23 protein-coding genes and 2 tRNA genes are annotated in these 24,078 nt (G+C 43.3%); all 25 read left to right on the forward strand.

Annotated elements, in window-relative coordinates:
* A partial coding sequence (locus tag T515_RS10270; protein ID WP_155988356.1) for a transposase occupies positions 1 to 501 on the forward strand: 501 nt, incomplete at its 5' end.
* A 56-nt stretch (positions 502 to 557) separates the two neighbouring features.
* The gene (locus T515_RS10275) at positions 558 to 1,190 is read left to right on the forward strand and encodes a hypothetical protein (RefSeq protein ID WP_036610688.1); all 633 of its coding nucleotides are present in this window, start codon (positions 558 to 560) and stop codon (positions 1,188 to 1,190) included.
* 453 nt (positions 1,191 to 1,643) lie between these two features.
* On the forward strand, positions 1,644 to 1,913 hold the full coding sequence (locus T515_RS10280) for a damage-inducible protein J (RefSeq protein ID WP_242839363.1): 270 nt from the start codon (positions 1,644 to 1,646) through the stop codon (positions 1,911 to 1,913).
* Positions 1,914 to 2,009: 96 nt separating this feature from the next.
* Positions 2,010 to 2,318 (forward strand): hypothetical protein, encoded by a 309-nt coding sequence (locus tag T515_RS18015; protein WP_155988357.1) that lies wholly within the window; start codon positions 2,010 to 2,012, stop codon positions 2,316 to 2,318.
* 24 nt (positions 2,319 to 2,342) lie between these two features.
* A complete protein-coding gene (locus T515_RS10290) occupies positions 2,343 to 2,621 on the forward strand; it encodes a type II toxin-antitoxin system RelE/ParE family toxin (protein ID WP_036610693.1) in 279 nt (92 codons plus the stop codon).
* A 17-nt stretch (positions 2,622 to 2,638) separates the two neighbouring features.
* A complete protein-coding gene (locus tag T515_RS10295) occupies positions 2,639 to 2,950 on the forward strand; it encodes a HigA family addiction module antitoxin (protein ID WP_036610696.1) in 312 nt (103 codons plus the stop codon).
* A gap of 57 nt (positions 2,951 to 3,007) precedes the next feature.
* Positions 3,008 to 3,068, forward strand: a tRNA-Trp gene (locus T515_RS17400).
* A 248-nt stretch (positions 3,069 to 3,316) separates the two neighbouring features.
* Positions 3,317 to 4,459 (forward strand): hypothetical protein, encoded by a 1,143-nt coding sequence (locus tag T515_RS10300; protein WP_036610698.1) that lies wholly within the window; start codon positions 3,317 to 3,319, stop codon positions 4,457 to 4,459.
* A gap of 55 nt (positions 4,460 to 4,514) precedes the next feature.
* Positions 4,515 to 5,327 carry an SDR family NAD(P)-dependent oxidoreductase gene (locus T515_RS10305; RefSeq protein ID WP_036610701.1) on the forward strand — a complete coding sequence of 271 codons (813 nt, stop codon included), beginning with the start codon at positions 4,515 to 4,517 and terminating at the stop codon, positions 5,325 to 5,327.
* A 188-nt stretch (positions 5,328 to 5,515) separates the two neighbouring features.
* Complete coding sequence (locus tag T515_RS10310; RefSeq protein ID WP_036610709.1) at positions 5,516 to 5,986, forward strand: YcxB family protein; 471 nt, start codon at positions 5,516 to 5,518, stop codon at positions 5,984 to 5,986.
* 292 nt (positions 5,987 to 6,278) lie between these two features.
* Positions 6,279 to 6,881 (forward strand): 5' nucleotidase, NT5C type, encoded by a 603-nt coding sequence (locus T515_RS10315; RefSeq protein ID WP_036610717.1) that lies wholly within the window; start codon positions 6,279 to 6,281, stop codon positions 6,879 to 6,881.
* Positions 6,882 to 6,942: 61 nt separating this feature from the next.
* Positions 6,943 to 7,908, forward strand: a complete 966-nt coding sequence (locus tag T515_RS10320; RefSeq protein ID WP_036610721.1) for a DUF2156 domain-containing protein — start codon at positions 6,943 to 6,945, stop codon at positions 7,906 to 7,908.
* A 103-nt stretch (positions 7,909 to 8,011) separates the two neighbouring features.
* Positions 8,012 to 8,680 carry a GNAT family N-acetyltransferase gene (locus T515_RS10325; RefSeq protein ID WP_051671639.1) on the forward strand — a complete coding sequence of 223 codons (669 nt, stop codon included), beginning with the start codon at positions 8,012 to 8,014 and terminating at the stop codon, positions 8,678 to 8,680.
* Positions 8,681 to 8,782: 102 nt separating this feature from the next.
* Complete coding sequence (locus T515_RS10330) at positions 8,783 to 9,166, forward strand: hypothetical protein (RefSeq protein WP_036610724.1); 384 nt, start codon at positions 8,783 to 8,785, stop codon at positions 9,164 to 9,166.
* 137 nt (positions 9,167 to 9,303) lie between these two features.
* Positions 9,304 to 10,302: an asparaginase gene (locus tag T515_RS10335; protein ID WP_036610725.1), complete on the forward strand. Its 999-nt coding sequence runs from the start codon at positions 9,304 to 9,306 to the stop codon at positions 10,300 to 10,302.
* 38 nt (positions 10,303 to 10,340) lie between these two features.
* Positions 10,341 to 12,149, forward strand: a complete 1,809-nt coding sequence (locus tag T515_RS10340; RefSeq protein WP_197026428.1) for an NAD(P)-binding protein — start codon at positions 10,341 to 10,343, stop codon at positions 12,147 to 12,149.
* Positions 12,146 to 14,854 (forward strand): formate dehydrogenase subunit alpha, encoded by a 2,709-nt coding sequence (gene fdhF / locus T515_RS10345; protein WP_036610728.1) that lies wholly within the window; start codon positions 12,146 to 12,148, stop codon positions 14,852 to 14,854. Before T515_RS10340 ends, fdhF begins: the two co-directional genes overlap by 4 nt.
* A 24-nt stretch (positions 14,855 to 14,878) precedes the next feature.
* Positions 14,879 to 15,472 carry a hypothetical protein gene (locus T515_RS10350; protein WP_036610729.1) on the forward strand — a complete coding sequence of 198 codons (594 nt, stop codon included), beginning with the start codon at positions 14,879 to 14,881 and terminating at the stop codon, positions 15,470 to 15,472.
* Entirely contained in the window at positions 15,465 to 15,905 is a 441-nt protein-coding gene (locus tag T515_RS10355; RefSeq protein ID WP_036610731.1) for a hypothetical protein, read from the forward strand. The genes T515_RS10350 and T515_RS10355 overlap by 8 nt, the downstream gene beginning before the upstream one ends.
* Positions 15,898 to 16,464 carry a molybdenum cofactor guanylyltransferase gene (gene mobA / locus T515_RS10360; protein ID WP_036610735.1) on the forward strand — a complete coding sequence of 189 codons (567 nt, stop codon included), beginning with the start codon at positions 15,898 to 15,900 and terminating at the stop codon, positions 16,462 to 16,464. The genes T515_RS10355 and mobA overlap by 8 nt, the downstream gene beginning before the upstream one ends.
* Positions 16,465 to 16,863: 399 nt before the next feature.
* Positions 16,864 to 19,158: an oxidoreductase gene (locus T515_RS10370; protein WP_197026429.1), complete on the forward strand. Its 2,295-nt coding sequence runs from the start codon at positions 16,864 to 16,866 to the stop codon at positions 19,156 to 19,158.
* 438 nt (positions 19,159 to 19,596) lie between these two features.
* The gene (locus T515_RS10375; protein ID WP_036610741.1) at positions 19,597 to 20,700 is read left to right on the forward strand and encodes an MBL fold metallo-hydrolase; all 1,104 of its coding nucleotides are present in this window, start codon (positions 19,597 to 19,599) and stop codon (positions 20,698 to 20,700) included.
* 3 nt (positions 20,701 to 20,703) lie between these two features.
* Positions 20,704 to 22,605: an ABC-F family ATP-binding cassette domain-containing protein gene (locus T515_RS10380; RefSeq protein WP_036610743.1), complete on the forward strand. Its 1,902-nt coding sequence runs from the start codon at positions 20,704 to 20,706 to the stop codon at positions 22,603 to 22,605.
* Positions 22,606 to 22,682: 77 nt separating this feature from the next.
* A tRNA-Ser gene (locus T515_RS10385) sits at positions 22,683 to 22,767 on the forward strand.
* Positions 22,768 to 22,842: 75 nt separating this feature from the next.
* Positions 22,843 to 24,000, forward strand: a complete 1,158-nt coding sequence (locus tag T515_RS10390) for a hypothetical protein (RefSeq protein ID WP_051671640.1) — start codon at positions 22,843 to 22,845, stop codon at positions 23,998 to 24,000.
* The last annotated feature ends 78 nt before the right edge of the window (positions 24,001 to 24,078 follow it).

A 24,078-nucleotide genomic window follows, 5' to 3' on the forward strand; every position in this document is an offset into this window, starting at 1 on the left:
CCTGTAGAATTCGGTGCCAAGATCGATCTTAGTATTGAAAATGGACTCGGCAGATTGGAAAAAATATCATTCGACGCATACAATGAAAGCGAAGTATTGATATCTGCTATTGAGAATTTCTTTAAGCGTAATGGTCATTATCCTAAACGAGCACTTGCAGATAAGATTTACCGAAACAGAGAAAATCTCGCATACTGTAAAGCACGCGGGATAAGACTTGCGGGACCAGCTTTAGGAAGGCCCGGAAAGAATGTTTCAATTGATAAGCACACGGAGTACGTGGATAGCGTTGACAGAATTGAAGTAGAGCGAAAATTTGCATTATCAAAACATAGTCACGGTCTTGGATTAATCATGACAAAACTTGAAGAAACAAGCCGAAGCTCTATAGCACTATCGATCATATCCATGAATTTAGATTGCCTCCTCAGGCTTTCTTTGTTCCAAAAATTGATTTTGATATTTTCAAGGTACAATTGTTTATATGAGGCAGCCGTCTGAAAAATTAGGCGGTTGCTGAGCATACACTACTTAAGTTCCAGAAAGGAGAAGAACTAATGAAAAGATTGTCGGTGATTTTTCTATCAATAGTTATGTCAATGTTTGTTTGTTCTTGCGGTGGTGACACTAAGTCAGCAGAGACAAGTTCAGTAACAGCGGAAAGTAAAGATACGGAAAAAGCTGATAACACTGCCGATTCATCAGAAGCTCCTGCTTCAGAAGAATCAAAGGACAAAATATCTGAAAGTAATGTAGTTTATACTTTTGAAGGTGAGCCTGTGGATCAATTAACGATTGAGGAGATAACCATAGAACCGTACATTGTGAAAAGTGTAGATGATGCTCAATTTTATGGATGGAAAATGAAAGTCCGTAATACTTCCGGAAGTGATTTAAAAGTAAAAGAAAGTTCTATGAGAATCTTTTACACTTATCTTGATGAGAATATGGATGTTTTGCAATCGAATTATATGAGTGGGGGATATGTTAATACTATCAAGGAAGGACGAGCTGAATTGCTTGAGGAGCATGCTTACCCCGCAAATTGGAGTAAAAAAGAACTGGAAGCTGTTAGATACGTGGAATTCTATGGATACACAATAACTCTACATGGTTCACCGGATTTTGAATTCACAAGTCCGATATTAATAGACTTAAAAGAATTAAAATGTGTTAAACCTGAAAAATAGTGGATAATAAGAAAGAGTATAAAGCAAGTATTAAGCCGAAAAAAATGTTGTTTATTTAAATTTACAATAACAAAAGGCAGAGGAATTGTGAACCCTCTGCCTTTTTATGGTAACTATACAATCTATGTGTTGCTTATTGATGGAAAGTCAAAACACTTGTGGGCAACAATCATAACTGATTCAAGTTCTTTTGAAGAGCTTCAATGCCCGTCTGAGAAACCGCAAGATAATATAGCTGTGTAACGTGAATATTTCCATGCCCCATCTGATTGCAGAGAAGATGTGCCGGGGTGTTCATCTCCGCCATAAGAGTGCCGTAAGTAAAACACAATCAATCATATGGTTGTAAATAACAAATATATTTTTCCGTTTTCACGTGCTATAGCACCCTAACAGCACTTGATTATTCCTCCTCACTCTGAGATAATATTTATTAGAAGGAGGCAAATAGAGATGATCTCAACCACAGAAGAAATGACAAATTTCACATTTAAAATAGATAAAAAGACTAGAGAAGGATATAGCGCACTTTGTGAAGCTTTAGGACTTTCTATGTCAGCTGCTACACTTGCGTTGATAAGACAGGCAGTCCGTTCTCAGAGCATGACATTTTCATTAAAAGATTCCAACGGATTAACTATAGCTGAAGGGGCAGAGTTGAAACGTCGCATCCAAGATATTGAAAAAGGCAAGGTATTCCAATGCAATATCATCGAGGACTAATAATGAGAAATCTATTATGGCAGTCCGATGCATGGGCAGAATATGAAGCTATACACTAAGGTACTAATCAATGTTATTAAACAAGGAATTGATTATATGACTAACGAGCAAGCTTGGAATTATGCTATAGGCATGATAAAAGTTGATGGTCTTGAACCAACAGAAGACTTTAAGCAATATATAGAAAAAGAAAAACGAGGTGAATTAACCACCGAAGACCTAAAACGATACTTAGACCAAAAATATAAGATGAAAAATCAAAAAGATATCGAACAAATCTTGTTAGAAACAGATGAGTGCGCGGAAACTAATCCTGAGAGGTTAACTCATGGCGAAGTTTTTGGGATGTTAAGACAACAGATAAATGAAAAAAGGGGCAATTTAGCGTTCAAGATTGGCACTTGATACGTAACGGGTTACACTATAATTATGATTAAATCATTTGCACACAAAGGACTGAAAGAGTTCTACGAAACCGGATCAAAAAAAGGAATACAGGCTGAACATGCTCCAAAGCTCGGAAGAATGCTTGACAGACTTGATGCAAGTGCTTCAGCACAAGATATGAACCTGCCGGGTTACAGACTACATCCCTTAAAAGGTGATAAACAGGACATGTGGTCTGTAACAGTAAATGGTAATTGGCGAATCACCTTTTATTTTGAAGGCAATGATGCATATCTTGTGGATTATTTGGATTACCACTAAGGAAGGAGGAACTTGAAATGACGAGAAGACCAACCCATCCGGGAACTGTACTTTTGGAGGATGTAATAAAGCCATTGAATCTTTCGATTACAAGCGCGGCACAGATGCTTGGAGTTACCAGAAAAGCATTATCAGAGTTTGTAAATGAGAAAACTGCATTAAGCCCTGAAATGGCAATAAGGATAGGCAAAGCCACAAATACATCTCCGGAAAGCTGGATGAACATGCAGCAAAAACTCACTCTATGGGAAGCAGAACAACATTCACCTGACAACGTTATTCCTTTCCCTAGCATTAACTCTGAAGAACCTGTATCTATGCAAATGTAACACATTTATAATTCAATCAGGTCTCCAATTAGGTCTCCAATGCCGAAAACCTTAGGAAATCCAATGGTAAGATATCGGTCTCCAAAACCGCTCATGGGGGGTTCGAATCCCTCAACCCCCTGCTCTATAAAAGGGCAGTAAATCAAGGATTTCCGAGTAATCGGGAATCCTTTTTTGTTGTCCGGAGAGATAATTTTCTTATCAAAATGGACCCCAGCGTGGTCTCCAATTTGGGCTCCAATGGATACTCCATATTATACTGACTCCCAAGACGATAAGCCCATAGCAGTCTTTGATTCTCAAACTCATTCATGATAATTGATATGGTATTATGGATGTATATGATAATTACAGTGGAGGACTCAAATGACAATTCAGAATCCTAACTATATGTACTATAAGCAGCTTGCAGACACATGGAAGAGCGCTGACGGTTCCATAACTGCCATACTTACTGATACTGTTAATATTACCGTTAATTATGGAAATGCAACAATTAATGGTTATTACGATGTGGTTCCGGCAGGCCTGGATATGACAACTTCATTTCCGGGTCTTATGGGCTTGGGAATGATGGGCGCTTTAGATGGTTTTTCATATCAGCATAACTTCGGTGAGGATCTGAAAATAAAGCTTGGTGAAACGGCCCTCAAAAAAGATAATGTGACAGCCTACAATATCGTATCTGCCTGGCATGATATTGAAGACAAACTTCACATCGATCTGGTTGCTGTTTCAACGGGTGAAAAACTGAGTTTCACACTGTCACGGGACAAGGCATCTTCTGCCGTGACTCTGAAGGAGGGAGAAGTTCAATGTGATTGTGGACAGATTTTCTCGGGAAAGTTTTGTCCCAATTGTGGAGCTATGCGAAAAGAAAAAGATACATTTTTGTGTGAGTGCGGTTATAGCGGACCCATCAGCAGTTTTTGTCCAAACTGTGGTAAGCCGTATTCAGCACAGCCGCAGAAAATCACACCTTCACCTGCTTACTCAGTACCGAAGGCAGCCTACAGGCTTTCCGAAGATGGTACATGGCAGCCGGTACTTGATGATGGAATCGATAGTTCTCTGCAGGATGAGGAAGTCGGCTGGACATGTTCCAAATGCGGAGAAAAGTTTCAAAAGGGAGAGGTATGCCTTAAGTGTGGTGCGGAGATCAGGAAGGAACTGCTTTTCACATTGTCAGAATATAAGTCGACTAATCCCCCTCAGTATGATGGCGTACAGGTATGGAAGTTTTCAGACACTCAGCTCATAACAGAGAGGGGTAAACATTACCGTTTCATACCTGCTACAGTTATTGAATCTGCTTTGGAAATCATCAAAAAATATGGTCTCGATAAGAAGGACGAGAATAAAAGTCTCATGCCGGCAGTTTGTGGCGGCAGTCAGTCGGTAAGTTTTTGGGATGGCGAAAAGATGGTTGGAGCTTCTACGGAAAGCATGCCGGGCGTATCAGGCGCGTACTATGAACTGATGACCCTGTTTACGACGACATCAGATTGACAAAAATCATCACATCTATAGATATTAAATAGAATTTTTTTCGGAGGTGATATAAATGGTCGATTATGGATTAACCGGCAGGGTAGCTTTGATCACAGGAGTAAATAACCCCCAGGGGATTGGCTCAGCCACAGCTTTGGCATTTGCCCGGGAAGGGGCAAAGCTGGTTTTGGTATATAAGAAAGTGGACCGACCCTTTGATTCCCATAAGACAGACAAAAACGGAGTGGACAGATACTATGCCGCCAATGCCGGAAACGCGGATTATCTGGAAGAAAAACTCCGGGAAATGAATACGGACTATCTGATTTTCGAAGGGGATATTTCAGATGAAGATACCGTAAAAAAGATCTATACATCGGCTTTTGAAAGATTCGGAAGAGTCGATATCCTGGTCAATAATGCCGCAACAGATGATGAAACCGGTTCCGACACCATAGAAGCCATCACTCAAAATGTTATCGATGATACATTTTCGGTAAATGTCCGGGGAAGCCTTCTGATGATAAGAGAATTTGTGAAACACCGCAGCGATTACGGAAGAATTCTTAATGTTTCCACCGATGCGGCACAGATTTTTGCCGGTCAGATAACCTATGGAGCAAGCAAAGCTACGATGGAAGCATTAACCCGCAGTATCGCCCTTGAGGTTGCAAAATATGGAATAACCGTTAATTGTATTGCCCCGGGACCGACTCAGACAGGATGGATAGATGAGGATTTTGAAAAAGTGGTTATTCCGCTTATCCCTATGGGAGAATTGATCCAGCCTCAGGATATTGCTGAAACCATGCTGTTCCTGGCAAGTGAACAGGCACGGATGATAACGGGACAGGTTATAAAAGTTTCCGGCGGGAAAGCACTGTAATATGACCAAAATATAAAAGCCTCATACTGTATCCGGAGAGGCAGGTTTCTGAAGGAATAATTTATGAATTATTTCTTCCATATAAGTGAAGGATTTAGTCCATTTAATGAAAATGTGTCTTTACTGTGATAAATTTAATGGCATCAATCAAAGTAAGACATATTGATAATTAGAGGGGTATTACAGAAATGGAAACTGAATCCAAGTGGACTATAGAAGAGTTAAAGAAGTATCAGTGGGCAACATTGTTCAGCATGCATAAGGGCTATATTTGTTTTATATTAATTCTCGATATACTGTCTTTGATTGCTGCTGTTGCTGCATTTCATTATGGCTATCGTTTTCTGGGTACGGAATTCATCATATTTATATTAATCATACCTTTAGTGATTTATCTAATCACCTTGTACCGGGTAAAAAAGAATTACAAATCAAGTAAGTTCCTGCAAAGCACTGTTACAACCTTTAAATTTGCAGAAGATCGATTCGAAGCAGTAAGTGAAAGAGGACATTCTGTTATCCGATATGATGATCTCTACAAAGTAATAGAAACAAAAACAAACTTCTATCTTTATATCAGCAATAATCAGGCTTTAACTGTAATAAAGGCAAACTGTTCCGATGAACTAGTGTCATTTTTAAAAGGCCGTATAATATAATATTTTTGTCAAAAGGTTCTTCACGGTGGATGTAACCTTTACAGACGGAACAGCAGTAATTGCACTGGTGGCCATGATAAAGACCATATACTCAATTGTCCGCACCATCGGGCGTGGTGTTTACTTTGCCTGTTAGCCCATGATAGGTGTCCTCTTTAGCGGGAAAGATTACGATGGAATATGCAAAGTATTTATCACAGGTCTTATCCGGGGCACCGCTTACGCAGCGGGTCTAGCTGCATTTCTAATTGTATTCAGGAATCCGGTTCATTAAAGACTCATGGAGGAATAAATGAAAATATACGTTGATTTTGATGATTGCCTCTGCGAAACAGCAAGACATTTTTCCGGCTTTGTAAAGGAGCTTTTTAACAAAGATGTTCCCTACGAAGACATCAAATACTTTGACCTTCAGAGGTCCTTTTCTCTGGAAAACGACCAGTATGAATATATGATGATCGAAGCCCACAAACCGGAGATACTTCTGTCCTATGAAGAAACTCCCGGTGCTTCCGAAACCATCAACAGCCTGCTTGATAAAGGTCATGAGGTTTCCATAATCACAGGACGTCCAGGCAGTGCTTATGAGGCCTCCCGCACATGGCTTGACAACCATAGTCTTGACCGGGTCAGGCTGTACTGTCTCAACAAATACGGAAGAGACAGTTTTATCAGGAACAGTGATTTCAATCTTGAACTCGAAGATTACTATAAGATGCATTTCGATTATGCCATTGAAGATTCTCCCAAGGCCTTTAAGTTTTTTGATCATCTGCCGGATTTAAAAGTAATGGTTTTTGACCGCCCATGGAACAGGACCTCAGAACTCCCGGGAAAGAACTATCACCGCTGTTCAGACTGGAAAACCATAAAAGAGCACATATCGGAAATCTGAAGTAACCCATAAAAGTATATATGGTCACTGTAGTCATTACAAACCGGATCGTGAGAATACCATGAATCTTGAATTTTTTACACCGAAATCAACGGATGCAGAAAAGATAGCACCCTTTTACTATATGAGGCCCAACAAAGCCTGCGACAGCGGAGTCCTTGATACTTTTCTCTGGAGAGACTATTACAATATTCGTGTGTGTATAGCTGATGATAAAGCCCTGCTGTTTCTGATGGAGAGTAAGGGTGAGTATTTTTCTGCCATGCCTTTCTGCAAAGAAGAAGACCTTTTGTACTATTTCAATGTCCTGGAAAAGTATTTTAATGATGTATTGAAAAAGCCGTTAAAGATATATCTTGCCGATGAAGAAGCGGTGGAAGCATTGGCACTTAATGAAAACTGCAGCTATCTTGTTAAAGAGGAATTTGACCTGAAGGACTATCTCTACAGCGGGGATGACTTAAGAAATCTTTCCGGCAAAAAATTTCACAAGAAGAAAAATCTCGTAAATAAGTTTATGAGAGAATACGAGGGTCGATGGGAATACAGAAGCCTGTGCTGCAGTGATAAAGAGGAAGTGCTTGAGTTTCTTGACAAATGGTACGAAAAAAGAAGTGATGAGGAAAAGGAAGCGGAAGATACCCTGGAATACGAAATCATGGGTCTCCATGAAATGTTAAAGGAATGTTTCCATCTTGATACCTTTAAAGCCGGAGGAATATATGTTGACGGCAATCTGGAGGCATTTTCCATAGGAGCTCTTAACCCTGGGGAAGATATGGCCTGCATCGCTATCGAGAAGGGCAATTCAGAGATTCCAGGCATATATCAGGTCATAAACCAGCAGTTTCTTTGCCACGAATTTCCCGAGGCAGCCATCATAAACCGGGAGGATGACGTAGGTCTTCCGGGATTAAGGAAGGCAAAAGAAAGCTATAATCCCATCGGTTACGAAAGAAAATTCATGGTGCTCCAAAAGGATTTTGAGGGCTGGAGAGATGAAATAAGCGATATTTACGAAACCTGAATCAGTGAATTATAAAAATATCATTAGTTCCAACCATGACCGAATCATTTTAAGTGATTCAGCACTGCGGCCACTTGAAACCCTGTCGAAAAAATACAAATCTATGAACGAAATCTATGTCCTGACTGAAAAAAATCAAAAATACGAAACCAAAGCACTTTATGAGGAAGTGTTCCCGGAAGACAAGGGGCCGTTTTCAGACTGGTACTACGAGGACCGCTGCCGGGATAATATCATTATAAGCATGAAAAGCCATGGCGAAATCATAGCCATGGCCCATCTCAATCCTTTTACGGTTTGTAACAAAGATGGACAAGAAGCTCCAATATACTATATTTATGCGGTGGCCACCAAAAAAACTGAGCGGCACAAAGGGTGCATGACTGCCGTTTTAAATAAATCCTTTGAAACAATGAAGGAAAAACATGTTCCTTTTTGTTTCCTCATACCTGTCAGCGAATCTATCTATACCCCCTTTGGTTTTTATACCGTTTCGAAGTTTACTCCTGAACGGATATTGGATTTTTCCGAGGTTACTTCAAATTATGATATTTATATAAAAGAGGATGAGGATTATCAGAGAAGAGCACTTAAGGAAGATGAGTTATGTGAAAACATGGAGGAAGACCTTCCCGAGAATCCCGTTATCATGGTGAAGATAATTTCCGAAAAGTCTTTTGCCATCTTCAGCGGTCTTTCTGATGATGCCACGGAAAAGGAAATGATCAGTTGGCTTAAGAAACAGAGAATCTATATTTCAGAGTCTGTATAATGATACTTTAAAAAAATAATATGTTATCCGCTTATTCATACTAAAAAGCCTGCCGAAATCTTTGGGTAGAGTAAATTTTTTAGTATGGAAGGAGTATACCCTATGAAAATCACAGGTTTTTGCCCATTGATCGTAACTAAGGACCCTGAATCGGTAATGAAGGTTTTTGAAGAGCTGGGTTTTGAAAGACGCCACACAAAGAAGGATATCGAGGGCGGCACCGTTACCAGTTATTCCATGAAGGATGTAAACGGCTTCCGCATTAATATAGCAGCTTCTGAAAACATGGAAAAAGACCTTACCTCCATGAGTATGAATGTTGATAATTTTCAGGAGGCTTATGATTTCTTTATTTCCAAGGGCTATGTTAATCCCCGGGGAGATAAGGTCACAGATACAAGTTCATCAAGAGCAACTATGCTTATTTCACCTTCAGGTTTCCCGATCACGATTTCAGAACACATAAAGAAGGGAAACCGGGAGTAAGCGTCTTAACATAAATGCTGACGGACTTTCGGAAACGAAGGTCCGTTTTTGATTATGCTTCCCATAACGTAATCTTATTTAAACATACTGAAAAACCATATATAATATGGCATAAGAATCATCCCAGGGAGGCAATCATGAACAAGAAAATACTGATAATCAATACCGGCGGAACCTTATCATCAGTCATGAAAGAAAGCGGGCTTGTTCCCGGCTTATCCATCCATGACATGCAGAAGGAACTCCATGTGGTTTCCGGCGATACCAAAATAGAAATCGAAGATTTCTGTTCTTTGGACAGTGCCAACATTTTTCCGGAAGACTGGAGCATTCTGGCACAGCATATAAGTGAAAGAAGAAATGACTATGACGGTATCGTAGTGATACACGGAACCGATACCATGGCATACACTTCATCCATGCTTTCATTCATGCTGAGAAACATTAACATCCCCGTGGTTATCACAGGTTCCCAGCTTTCCATCACAAACCCTGTGGCAGATGCCATGGAAAACTGCCGCTGCGCTATTCATATGGCTGCAAGCGGTATTCCCGGAGTGTTTGTAGCCTTTAACAGAAAGGTGATGCTGGGATGCAGAGTATCAAAGGTACGTTCCCTCAGTTTTGATGCCTTTGAAAGCATCAATTATCCGAACATCGCTACCATCAGCTCTCTCGGAATGAAGATAGATAATTCCGCAGTGCCGGAAAGAAGCGGTATATTTCAGCTTTCCAATAAGTATTCAGATAAAGTGGCCATGATAAAGATGTTCCCGGGACTTCACAGAAGTCTTCTTGAATCCATTGCGGAGCAGGGCTACAAAGGTCTTTTCATCGAAGCCTATGGAATAGGGGGAATGCCCTTTCTGAAGCATGACTTCATCAGCACTCTTGATAAGCTGATACAGGGAGGCATGACTGTTGTGGTCGGAACCCAGTGCAGATACGAAGGTTCCAAAATGGACGTATACGAAACCGGAAGAAAGACTCTCGAAATCGGCGCACTTCAGGCTCATGATATGACCGCGGAAGCAGCATTGACAAAACTTATGTGGATACTCGGCATCACCGAGAATCCTTCTGAAATCAGGGATTACTACTCCATGAGTATCGCCGGAGAGATAAGAAAAGCATAAAGGAGGTCCTTATGCGCCTACTTCCCAAAAAAGGAAACATGAATGAACGTATAGATACAGTGCTTCATAAATTTCGTTCAAGAATGACATCATATCCCCCGGGTATGTGTCCTCTTACTCTGTACCGTTCACTTCTCCATATTTCCATGAATCAGTCCTGCGGAAAATGCATCCCCTGCAGAGACGGTCTCCATGAAGTGGACCGGCTGTTAAAAAGCATCATAAACGGCGATGCCTCAAGAGATTCCCTGTCAGAACTCGAAAAAAAATGTCTGATGATCGAAGAAACCTCCGACTGTGCCGTAGGCGCTTCGGGAGCGAGACTCATTCTTGACTCGCTTAAGGACTTTTCAGACGAGTACGAAAGCCATATCGAGAAAAAACGCTGTGTGGAAAATACAGTTCAGACTATTCCCTGTATAACTCTCTGTCCCGCCCATGTGGATGTCCCGGGATACATAGCACACATAAAAGAAGGTAACATGGCAGATGCCATAAAGGTGATACGTGACAGAAATCCATTCCCCACAGCCTGTGCCTACATATGCGAGCATCCCTGTGAAAATAAATGCAGAAGATCACTGATTGACGCCCCTTTAAATATAAGAGGGCTTAAAAAGTATGCTGTTGACAATGTTTCCGCCGACAGTGTACCCACGCCCCGGAGAAATGTCAGCACCGGAAAAAAAGTGGCCATCATAGGCGGCGGTCCCGGAGGACTTACTGCTGCATATTTTCTTTCTCTTATGGGACATGAAGCCGATATTTACGAGGAACATGAAAAGCTTGGAGGGATGCTCAGATACGGAATCCCGGAATACAGACTTCCTAAAGACAAACTGGACTCTGATATAAACGCCATACTGTCTGCCGGTGATATAAAGGTCTTTACAGGTACAAAAATCGGAAGAGATATTCCCTTTGAAAAGCTTAAAAAGGATTATGATGCCGTATATATAGGTATAGGAGCACAGCTTGGAAATCGTATGCCCATGGAAAACCATGATGCAGAGGGGGTTATACCTGCTGCTGATTTTCTTCAGAAAGTGGCAAGGGGCGATTCCATGGATCTCAGCGGAAAAAAAGTGGTGATCATAGGCGGCGGAAATGTGGCTATGGATGCCGCAAGAACAGTTGTGAGACTTAATGCAGAAACTGTCCATGTGTTTACAAGAAAAAGAGACGACTATACAGCACTTGAAAGTGAGATGGAATCAGCCATGCAGGAAGGTGTGAGATTCCGTACTCTGTTAAGCTTTCTGCATATAGAAACAAACCCGGATACAGGGGCTGTTCAGGCTGTGTGGCTGCAGCCCGAAATCGTAAATACCTATGACGACTTCGGCTTTGTGACCACCGAACATTCAAGTAACTATCCTTATCGTTTCAAGTGTGATCTCCTTATTCTGGGGGTAGGTCAGAGAAGCGACAGCGAAGCCTTTTCGGAAGCAGGCGTACCTGTACAAAGAGGCAGGATACAGGCATCGGAAGCCTGCATAGTACAGGGGATGGATGGAGTCTTTTCCGGAGGGGACTGTGTCACAGGACCTTCCACTGCCATAAGAGCCATCGCTGCCGGTCAGGTTGCCGCCATAAACATTGACGAATATCTGGGATACCACCATAAGATTAGTCTTGAGACAGATATCCCTCCTGCATATCCCAATCCCTGTATCCCCACAGGAAGAGCAGAGATTGAAGAAAAAGATCCCTTTGAGAGAAGAACCAATTTTGATTTTGTAGAACTGCCCATGACTTATGAAGAGGCCATGAGAGAATCCGGAAGGTGTCTCCGATGCGATCATTATGGCTGCGGTTCGATGGAAGGAGGCCGGGGAGATAAATGATTGATGTTACCATCAACGGAAAAACCTGTTCAGGTAATGAAGGCTCTACCATACTTGAAATCGCCCGTGACAACGGAATATTTATTCCTACTCTTTGTTTTCTTGAAGGTGTAAGCGATATAGGCTCCTGCAGGATGTGTATGGTGGAATGCGAAGGATATGAGATGCTCCTTGCCGCCTGCAGAACTAAAATAAAAGAGGGCATGGTCATAAGAACCGAATCAGAGAAGATTAACTCCTACAGAAAAGCCATGCTGGAACTTATCCTGTCCAATCATAAAACCGACTGTATGAGCTGCCCTTCCAACGGAGCCTGTGAGCTTCAGACTCTTTGCAACAGGTATGAGGTGAGCCATGCCCTTTCACCGGGTACGAGAGTCGCCATGGATATGAAGCTTCCTGTTCTTAGGGAACACCCATTCATAGATTATGATCCGGGAAAATGCATACATTGCCAGAGATGCATCAATGCCTGCCACCGTATAGCCTGCAACGGTACACTGAAAAGCGACAGGCTGGGAAGTTTTCATATAGTCAATGCTCCTTTTGGAAAAGATTATAAGGAATCCGGATGTGAATCCTGCGGAAATTGTGTAAGTGTATGTCCAACGGGGGCTCTTACTTTAAAAAAGGAAAATGACTACAGAAACTGGGAAGTAACAAAGGTTCTTACCACCTGTCCGCACTGCGCCACAGGATGCCAGTTATATCTCATTGTAAAAGACGGGAAGATCGTAAACGTGGAGGCAGCCTCAGGCCCTTCCAATCATAAAAGACTATGCGTAAAGGGCAGAAGCGGAAGCTTTGAATTTGTACATTCAAAGGACAGACTAACTAAGCCTCTGATAAAAGACCGGGTTACGGGAGTCTTCAGAGAAGCATCCTGGGAAGAAGCCATTTCCTATACGGCTCAAAGATTCATGTCAATTAAAGAAAGTTTTGGAAGCGAAGCTTTGGCCGGCTTTGCCTGCTCACGATCCGCAAATGAAGACATTTACATGGTGCAAAAGATGGTCCGCACCTGTTTTGGCACCAATAACACAGATAACTGCGCAAGAGTCTGTCATTCCGCCTCAGTCGCAGGTCTCGCAAAAACCCTTGGATCAGGAGCCATGACAAATCCCATCAGGGATATCACTGCGGATGTGGACTGTATTCTCCTTGTGGGCTCAAATCCGGAAGAAGCCCATCCTGTTGTGGGTATGCAGATCCGGAAAGCCGTAAAAAACGGAACCAGACTCATAGTGGTGGACCCCAGAGATATAGGTCTTTCGTCCCTTGCGGATATACATCTGAAGCTTCGCCCCGGCACAAATGTAGCTTTTGCCAACGGCATGATGCATGTGATGATAAAGGAAGATCTTATAGATCATGAATACATAAAAGAACATGCCGAGGGCTTCAATGAGCTTAAGACACTTGTGGAGAAGTATACTCCCGAAAAAGTTGCAGAGATCTGTCATATAGATCCCGATAAGCTTAAAGAGGCTGCCAGAATGTATGCCACCGCAAAAAAAGCCCCTATCATCTACTGTCTCGGAGTTACCGAACACTCTACAGGCACGGAAGGTGTCATGAGCATGTCAAATATGGCTGTCATCACAGGTAAGATAGGAAGAAGCGGCTGTGGTGTGAACCCTTTGAGGGGTCAGAACAATGTTCAGGGCGCCTGTGACATGGGTGCCATGCCCACAGACTATCCCGGTTATCAGAAGGTTGATAATGAAGAAGTCCGGAAAAAATTCGAAAAAGCCTGGGGCGTTGACCTGAATCCTGTTCCTGGCCTTAAGGCTACTGATGTTTTCCCTGCCGCTATAGAAGGAAAGATAAAGGGGCTTTATATCTGCGGTGAGGATCCAATAGTTTCGGATCCCGACACTCACCATATCATAAAAGCCCTGGAGAGTCTTGATTTCCTGGTGGTGCAGGACCTCTTCATGACAAAGACCGCGGAGTACGCAGATGTGATACTTCCCGGAATAAGCTATGCAGAGAAGGAAGGAACCTTTACGAACACGGAACGCCGGGTACAAAGAATACGAAAGGCTGTCACTCTGGATGGTGATATGCGCCCGGACACAGACATTATCACAGACCTTATGAACGCCATGGGGTATAAGCAGCCTTACCTTACTCCGGCAGAAATCATGGATGAAATAGCTTCCGTCACTCCAAGCTTCCATGGAATTTCTCATGAACGACTTGACAGAGGCGAGAGTCTTCAGTGGCCATGCCCGGATAAGGACCACCCCGGAACTCCCATCATGCATACAGGACATCCCGCAAGAGGAAAAGCCCTGCTTTATCCTGCGGAATTTAAAGAATCCCGGGAACTTCCCGATGAGGAGTACCCGTTTATACTAAGCACCGGCCGCATACTTTACCATTACAATGCTGGCGCCATGACAAAACGGACCCCCGGACTTATGGATATCTCCGGGGAAGGCTTCATAGAAATAAACTTTAAGGATGCCGACAGACTGGGAATTAAAAAAGGTGACAGGATAACTGTCAGGAGCAGAAGAGGTGAGATAACAGCCACAGCTCATGTGGGAAGAAAGGTTTCGGAAGGCGAAACCTGGATGCCTTTCCATTTTCCGGATTCTCCTGTAAATGTTCTCACAAATGCTGCACTAGACGAATTTGCAAGGATACCTGAATACAAGGTCTGTGCTGTACAGCTGGTTTCGCATAATGAAAGCTGAGAAACCTATGAGGAGAAGTTATATATGAAAGACGGAATTATATTTTCAGAAAAAGAGAAAAAAGTGTCTCGTTCTGCCATCACACGTAAGATAGAACGGACAGGATATGAATGCATATTTATGATTCTATGTTGTGTTGCAGGAGTCCTGGCCAAAAAAGCCATTAACCCCGCAGCCAATATGATGACTGACTTTCTTCATATTCCCGGAGGAATATCCACAGCCCTGTCACTCATGTTTCTTGTTATGGGAGCAGGCCTCACAAACGGCAGATGGAATGCGGGAATCATGGGACTTGTTCAGGGAATCAGTGCACTTTTGATGGGCTCCGTGGGAAGCATGGGAGTTCTTATCCCTGTAGCCTATTTCATTCCCGGTGTTGTAATTGACCTGATGATGCTGCTTCCCCTTAAAACTCCTTCCGGAATGAGAGTGAAAGCATTCCTTGCAAATCTTGCATCATCATTATCAGCAGCTTTATTTGCGGATGTAATGGTCTTTCACCTTCCTTTAAACGTTCTTACTGTTTATATCCTTGTGGCAGCCCTGTCGGGAGCTGTATGCGGATATGCTGCGGGAGAAGTTATTAACCTGACCCATGGAGATAAAAATGAATAAAAAAATAAAATTTATCCTGGCGGGGCTCATTCTGGGCCTCGCCATAGTAACGGGAATCGTTTCAGCCATATATCTTAAGGGGCGAAAAAGCATCCCCGAAAATCAGATATCCCTTACTGTTAATTCCGAGGAAAAATTTATATCTCTTTCGGATTTTAAGTTTTCTAAAGTAAGTGAAGATATATCAAACAAAAAGGGAGAAACAAAACATATCGAAGGTGATGGGGTACTAATCAAAGATATCATAGGTTCCGTTTCTTTTTCCGATATCACTGTTATATCAGATGATGAATACAGAGCATCCCTTGGTCCGGATGACATGGAAAACGCCTGGCTGCTGCTTGATGAAGGAACTGCGAGACTGATCGTAAAAGGAGATAAAAACTCGAAACGTGATGTGAAGAATGTTGTAAGGATAGAAGTCAATGAATGAGTATTCTGCCATCATACTGGCCGGAGGAAAAAGCAGCCGCATGGGAAGAAAGAAGGCTGAGCTGTCTTTTTCCGGTAAAACCTTTTTGGAAATCCTCATAGATAAACTGGAAACTCTCGGGATAAGGGATATCCTTCTTTCAGGATACGAATGCAGTGATAACAGAGTAAGAAGTGTCTACGATATCTGTAAAAACAAAGGCCCCATTGGAGGAGTCCATGCCTGCCTAAAGGAAATTAAGTATCCCCATGCCCTGGTCCTTGCGGAGGATGCCCCTTTTATCCCCGAAGAATTTCTGAAAAGACTGATAAAATGCCACAGTGAAGGTCAACAGCAGATAACCGTTACGGTCTGTAACGGAAACCTGCAGCCTCTTGTGGGAATTTATGACAAATGTCTATACGAAAAATGCGAAAAACTGCTTTCTGAAGAAAAAGCGAACCTCAGAAAACTGATACTGTCAGCTCCGCACAAAGAAGTTTCCTTCACAGGAGATGAGCTTCTGATACGGGGCTGCAACACTGTAGAAGAATTTGAACGTATGTCTCTCCTTAGATGATCATGTAGCAGTACTTCCTTATTTCCGAAGAGTTCCGGGTGATACCGGGAATCCTTCGGATCTTTTTGTTCATGACTTATCCTGTATCCTTTTTTACAACCATAAGAGCAGCAGGTATCAACAGTTTCCTCAAATGCAATGGCTTTGTTCTTAGTGTGCTGAGGAAATACAATGCCCACAAGCGCAATAACAGCCGCAACCGCAACTATGAATATAAGTTTATTTTCATACCATAAATTAAGGTTAAAGATTATTACATGCTTTTCTGACAGATTATTTACGGGCCTGTTCTTTGACGATTTTGACAAATCCGCATATATAATACTTCAAATTTATGTTAAAATTTACATTATATGGGTTTTGTTTGAGACTAAACGAAAGGAGTAGTAATAGATGAGTATGGAAAAGAAGATCTCAAGACGAGATTTTTTGAAGGGTGGTGCTGCACTGGCTGCAACCACCGCAATTCTCGATTTAGCAGCATGTGCAAATGGAGAGACACCTCCTCCCGCAACTACAGCAGCTGCTGAAACTAAAGCAGCAGAGACTGAAGCCGCAGTGACCGAAGCTGCCACTGAAGCTGCAAAGGAAGAGGCTTCCAAGGCTGTTGAAACTGTGAAAGCTGTTGTTTCTGAACTGAATCCTCAGGACTATGATTTCAGAAGTACAGATTCTGATCTTTCTGCTGTATTCAGTCCATGGAAGTTCGGAGGGCTTAACCTTACCCACCGCATGGTTAAGTCAGCAGCAGGTTCCGATACACAAAGGGGAAGTGTAGAGGAAGCTGTGGAGTACTATTCGGCATTTGCCAAGGGCGGAGTTGAGATGGTATGGGTTGAGGATTTCCTTGCCTTCGGAGAGAATTTCCCAAGCGGAAGAGCTGCGAAAATCGAGGATACTCATGTTAAGGAAGTTATCGAAGGGGTGCATGCAGCAGGCGGTTACATCGGATATCAATTAAGCTGCATGGGCAGATCCTTCAGCGGCTTTGATGCTGCCACAGCTCCTCAGTACGCATCGGCATTTGCAGAGCACCTTACTCTTGATGAAGTTAAAAAGGTTCAGGAGGATTTCATCAAGGGCGCCAAGAAGATGCAGGATCTCGGTTTTGATGCGGTTGAGATCAATGCAGCCGGAAACAACATCGGACAGGCCTTCTTCTCACGCCAAAGAAACCACAGAGATGATGAATACGGTCCTCAGAGCTTTGAGAACCGTGCACGTTTTGTCGGCGAGATCATAAGCGGTATCAAGGAACTTTGCGGAAAGGATTTCCCTGTTCAGGTTCTTCTCAATGGTATCGAGGAGAATGACATCAATATAGGTGAGTCAGATCTTTCCACTACCGTTGAGGAAAACTGCAAGATCTGTAAGGCTCTTGAGGATTTCGGAGCCGATGCACTCCATGTGAGACTGGGAGTATTCCGCATGCATGTTTGCCAGTTCGCATCCGACCTTTACTTCACAGGAAACGGAATCATCGGTACCACAGCAAACGGTACCCGTTTCGATTTCTCGCGCCATTTCGAAGGAAAGCTTCTTGCAAACCACGATGCTTACGGCATGATGCTGAATGTTGCAAAGGAAATCAAGCAGGCTGTATCCATCCCTGTGGGAACAGTTACATGTATGAACCCGGCTTATGCTCCTAAGTTCTTTAACGACGCCATCGCTGACGGCATGTGCGACTTCTTCATCATGAACCGTCCTCTGACCGTTGATACCGAGTATGTAAACAAGCTCCGTGAGAAGCGTCTTGACGAAATAGCACCATGCACACGCTGTATGCATTGTCACTTCGATTATGATGAAGAAGGCAAGATGTATGAGCATTGCCGCGTAAATGCAGCAACACAGAGAGCATGGCATGAGGATATGCCTGAAGGCGCCATCCCTGCACCTGCAGCTGAAAAGAAGAAGGTCATGGTCATCGGCGGCGGTCCTGCAGGACTTGAGGCTGCACGTATCGCGGCAGAACGCGGTCATGATGTAACACTTTATGAAAAAAACGGTTTCCTGGGCGGACTTCTCACATTTGCAGAAGCCATAAAGGGACCTCATGAGAACCTGGGAGATCTCAGAAATTATCTTATCCGCCAGCAGGAATTAAAGGGTGTCAATGTCAAGACCGGAACAGAAGTCTCTGCTGATCTCATTAAGTCCGAGGCTCCTGACTATGTGGTTCTCGCTACAGGCGGTAAGAGACCCGAGCTTGAACTGAGTTCTAAAGGTGCCACCAGTGTTATCTCCATCGACGATATCGCTTCAGCTGATATCGGTGACAATGTCACCATCATCGGAGGAAACGCACAGGCTGTTGATGCCGCTCAGTATCTGATTGCTCACGGCAAACACGTTACCATGGTTTCACCTGAAGGCAAGGAACGTCTTGACAAGGGTCAGTCCCAGTGGGTTAAGCAGTTCACCATTCCTATGCTTTACGCAAACGGTATGCGTTTATGGCCAAATGCTTCCATCAAGGAGGTTCAGGACGGCAGGATAGTTATCGACGGTGAGACAGGATGTGATGTGGTCATCGACTGCAACACGGTTATCGATGCCCGTGATATGCTTCCGAACACATCACTCCTGGATGGTCTCGATATACCTTCTATCGCTGTAGGTGACTGCAACAAGCCTTTCAACATCGCCGAAGCCATAGCAGCAGGAAATATCGCTGCAAGAAAGATCTGATAAAACTGCCTGATTCACAGTGTTTCATCAGACCTTCCCGGGATTTCAGGATTTTTAAAGAGAATACATGAGATCTGACAGATCAATTACAGAAATAAGCATATGTAATTGCTGCCATATTGCCCGGTGGAGCTCAGTCTCCACCGGGATTTTTTATTCGCGATAAGGCCTTCACGCGTGCGTTGTGCTTGTGAAAACTCATCTGCATATCCCAATGTTCCATAATAAGGCCTTCACGCGTGCGCGTTGTGCTTGTACAATAGCATTTGGGAACTTTCATAGTTATTTAATTGAATAGCTGAAGCCTTCATTGTATACTCTATTTGCAATTTTTACACCGTTGGAATACGCCGGCGGTTTACTGCATAAGTCCAGGTATCAGGCGGCTTTGCAGACTCAGGTAACATATATGCTTATAGCAGCAAATTTTATATAAAAATGGAAAATACACATATTACAGAAGAAATTCTGCCCGGAATCTACAGAGTTGATCTTTCAGACACCACTGTGGAACAGGGCGTAAGCAATATTCATATATTTATCATCAAGGGACGGGATGACATCAACAACGGGCGCAGCCTCATGATAGACACAGGCTTCAGAAACGATGACTGCCTTCATAAGCTTTTGTCTGCTCTTGAAGAGCTCAACATCAGTACCGACACTCTTGACATTTTTCTCACTCACAGGCACCATGATCATTGCGGTCTCGCAGAGGCTTTTTCGAAAAAAGGTGCCCGTCTTTTCATGAATCCCACAGAGGAACGTCATCCCTATGACTGCCTTGCATACAGAGTAAGTCAAGAGTCTATTGATGCTCAGAAAAAGGTTCTCCATTCCGTGGGAATCACCCCTGAACGTACCCCTCAGGTCTGGAAGACCTTCATGGAAATATCCGACAGGGTACGGCATCATGGTGAATGGGTGCTTGCAATCTGGGGATTTCCTTACACTGAGATCCATGAGGGTGACCGGTTCTGCTACGGGGATTATGAATTTGAAGCAACACCTTTAAAAGGACACACCTATGGTCAGATGGGACTTATGGATCATGAAAAGAAGATCTTCTTCACTGCTGATCAGATAATTCATGATATTTCACCTATAGTTGCCACCACCTACCCGGATGAAGGGCTGCTCCTCAGCTTCTTTGACTCACTCCGTTATATAAAGGAGCATTGCTCTAACTGGACGGTCATTCCTTCCCATGGGGAAATTCTGTCCGATGTTCAAAGAGACGTTGATAAAACTGTATTCAGTTATCTTAATAAGGCAACTGTGGTAAGGGACATTTTGAAAGCAAAAGCCATGAGAACAAAAGAAATCTCAGCATATGACCCTGACGTAACATCGGAAATGACCATTCAGGAAGTTGCCGAAATTATTTATAATGTAAAGCATATGCCTGAAAACGAGGGTGAATTTTTCATCTACAAGATGTTCATGACAAAAACCTACAGCCTTCTCGAATATCTCTATGACCTGGGTTTTGTCAGAAGAGAAGATAGAGAAGGTACATTCTATTGGAGTTACACAAACTGATTTATGGCACAGAACAATATCATAACTATAGAACATTTATCCAAGGTCTACACAGAAAGAAAGATCTTTGAGGATACTGATTTTTCCATGCTGGAGGGCGAGAAGGTTGCTCTCATAGGCATTAACGGAACCGGCAAGTCTACACTCCTCCGAATCGTTGCGGGGCTGGAGGAACCTGATGAAGGAAGCATTGCCAAACGCAGAAATCTGGCGGTACGCTTCCTTTCACAAACTCCCGAATTCGACCCGGAAGACACCATCATCGAAGCTATAATTCATGACAACGAGGGTCAGCAGCATGTTTGGGATCTGGAAGCAGAGGCAAAGAAGTTCCTTTCAAAACTCGGAGAAGATGACTTCTCACAGAAGATTAAAAATCTTTCCGGCGGTCAGAAAAAGCGAGTGGCTCTTGCCAGCACCCTGCTTTCAACAGCAGATCTCCTCATACTTGACGAGCCTACCAACCATCTGGACGGAGAGATGTCCGAGTGGCTGGAGGGTTATCTCAAGAGTTTCCGGGGCTCACTTCTTATGGTGACTCATGACAGATATTTCCTTGATTCTGTCTGTGACCGCATAGTGGAACTGGATCAGGGAAAACTATACAGCTACAAGGCAAATTATGCCGGATATCTGGAGCTGAAGGCAGAGCGCATGGACATCGCAAGGGCCCAGGAGCGTACCAGACAGAACATCCTGAGAAATGAGCTCAAGTGGGTGATGAGGGGTGCCAAGGCCCGTACCACCAAACAGAAGGGCCGTCTTCAGAGATATGAAAAGCTTTCTCAAATGCACGGTCCCACCGAGGAAGAGGAGCTTAAATTAAGTTCCATAAAGACAAGGCTCGGAAAATCCACCATTGAGATAGACGATGTGAGCAAGGCCTATGATGGAAAGACCCTGATACAGAACTTCAGCTACAATTTTCTGAGAAATGATCGTGTGGGAATCATCGGTCAGAACGGCGCCGGAAAGTCCACCCTCATCAAGATGATAACCGGATGGGAAAAGCCGGACAGCGGTGAGATCCGCATAGGCCAGACCGTCCGTATCGGATATTTCTCACAGGAGAATGAGGAACTGGATGGAAATCAGAGGGTTATCGATGCCATGACTTCCATTGCGGAATATGTTCACACCACAGACGGTCTTGTCAGCGCCAGCAACATGCTGGACAAGTTCCTGTTCCCGCCTTCACAGCAGTTCATGAAGGTTGAAAAACTGAGCGGCGGAGAAAAGAGGAGACTCTATCTTCTCCGTGTGCTTATGTCAGCTCCCAATGTACTCATTCTCGACGAGCCCACCAATGATTTAGACATTCGCACCATGACCATACTTGAGAATTATCTGGATCATTTTGACGGAATCGTTATTGCGGTTTCCCATGACAGATATTTCCTTGACCGTGTGGTAAACCGTATTTTCTCCTTTGAGGGCAACGGTGTGATTTCACAATATGAGGGCGGATATACAGACTATCAGGTTGAGTACCTTCGCCGCCATCCGGATCTGGACAGTGTTTTTGCAAATGCAGGTTCCATCGCAGGAGTTGGCAAAGCCGGCACTTCATCCGGAAACTCTGATGCAGCACTTGCAACTGACCCGGAGGGAAAAGTCAATACAGTTAAAAATTCAGAGCTCACAAGACGTGACCACAGTCGGAAGAACCTCCGCATGAGCTACAAGGAAGCAAAAGAATGGGAGAACATAGAGTCTGACATCGAAACGGCAGAAAACAAAATCGCCGATATTGATGCGTCAATCCTCAAGTACTCAAACGATTTTATAAAGCTTAACGAGCTCACAAAAGAGAAGGAGGAACTGGAGACCTTCCTTTCGGAGAAGATGGAACGCTGGGAATACCTCTCGGATCTTAATGAACGTATACTTGCTCAGGGAAAGTGATATCGCCTGATGGGGAGATATCATGTAAAAACCTCTTGACGCATCTCGGATGATTTGCTATTATTATGAAGCTTTATGACGAGGTGTGATAATTGGTAGTCGGCCAGCCTGGAAAGTTGGTGCCCGTTTTACGGGTTGTGAGTTCGAGTCTCATCCTCGTCGCTCGAGAAACCGGTTCAAATGAACCGGTTTTTTTGTTATAATTAAAAAGAATATATAGAAGGGAGGGTCTAAGTTATGCTTGAACTGCTCAAACTCCGTATAGATGGATTTGGTGTTGGCGAGAGTTCTATCAATATATGGACTCAGAACGGAAGATTACGTTATTCATACGATCGTTCACCACTTGATACGGATCCGAGTATTATCGTAAAAGTACCAAAGAGCATAGCTGATGACTTTCTTTCAAAACTTCAGGATATTCATGTATATCGCTGGAAAGATCATTACGAAAAAGAAACGGCGGAAACAGGTAAACATTTTTCTCATATGAAAGCTCATTGGGGCCTTATTTATAAGGAAGTAGGTGGAGAAACCCTTTCCTTCAGCGGCAATGATGCTTATCCGAAAAACTGGAAAACTTTCATGGATCTCATTAACAACCTCGTTAATGAATCCCAGTCTATGCATCTCAACGGTCTCTCACATATGGATATAGATTTCCATGACACGCATATATTAGAGGGATATGATGCCATCAGCCAAAAGCCTGTTAAAAAAGCTGTTCCTTACAGGGAAACCCTTTCCATTGACCGTAAAGAAGGCATGCTCCGTTATGTGCAGTTTCCTAACGATCACACTTCAGTAAAACATGAATACAGCGTACCTGAAATCATCGATTATCTATTGGGTAACTGCGAGAGATATTTTCATGATTTCGAAAAGCGGCCTTATGAACATGTAAATCACCGCCAGGCATCTATCTCGGTACATTTATTCTATCGTAACGGACGAAATGTGAGCTTCACAAGAACCTATGACCGTTCCGGCATACCTGATGACTGGCATGAGCTTCTGGACGACCTCCATGACACCATGGCGTTCTTTGGTCTTTACGGACCTCTTTTCGATGAGAACCTGTATAAGCATGGTGTAAAAAACGGCGAGTTCATCTACCTGTTTGTTTCGGATACACGGGGCAGAAGCCATTATTTCCGGACCCTTGATGACACTCTGAATGTCGGAGATCTGGTCATCATACCGGACATAAACATTTCCAGAAAAAAGATCGCCATGATTTCCGAAATCGTATACTGCACAGCGGATAACGTCCCCAGTCCTCTGAATGAGACGGGATTTATCATCGGCAGATACCGTCCTCGCGATACCTTTGGACCTGATTACGAAGACGATGACTACGATCCGTATGACGACTTGGATGACGATGATTTCTAAATCGATGTGAAGGTGCTTAAAGAATCGGCACCTTCACCGTAACACTTGTTGTAAGGGGTCAAGTGCCCCGATTTACAG

Origin of the sequence: Oribacterium sp. P6A1 (assembly GCF_000702885.1) — a bacterium.
Classification (GTDB): domain Bacteria; phylum Bacillota; class Clostridia; order Lachnospirales; family Lachnospiraceae; genus Oribacterium.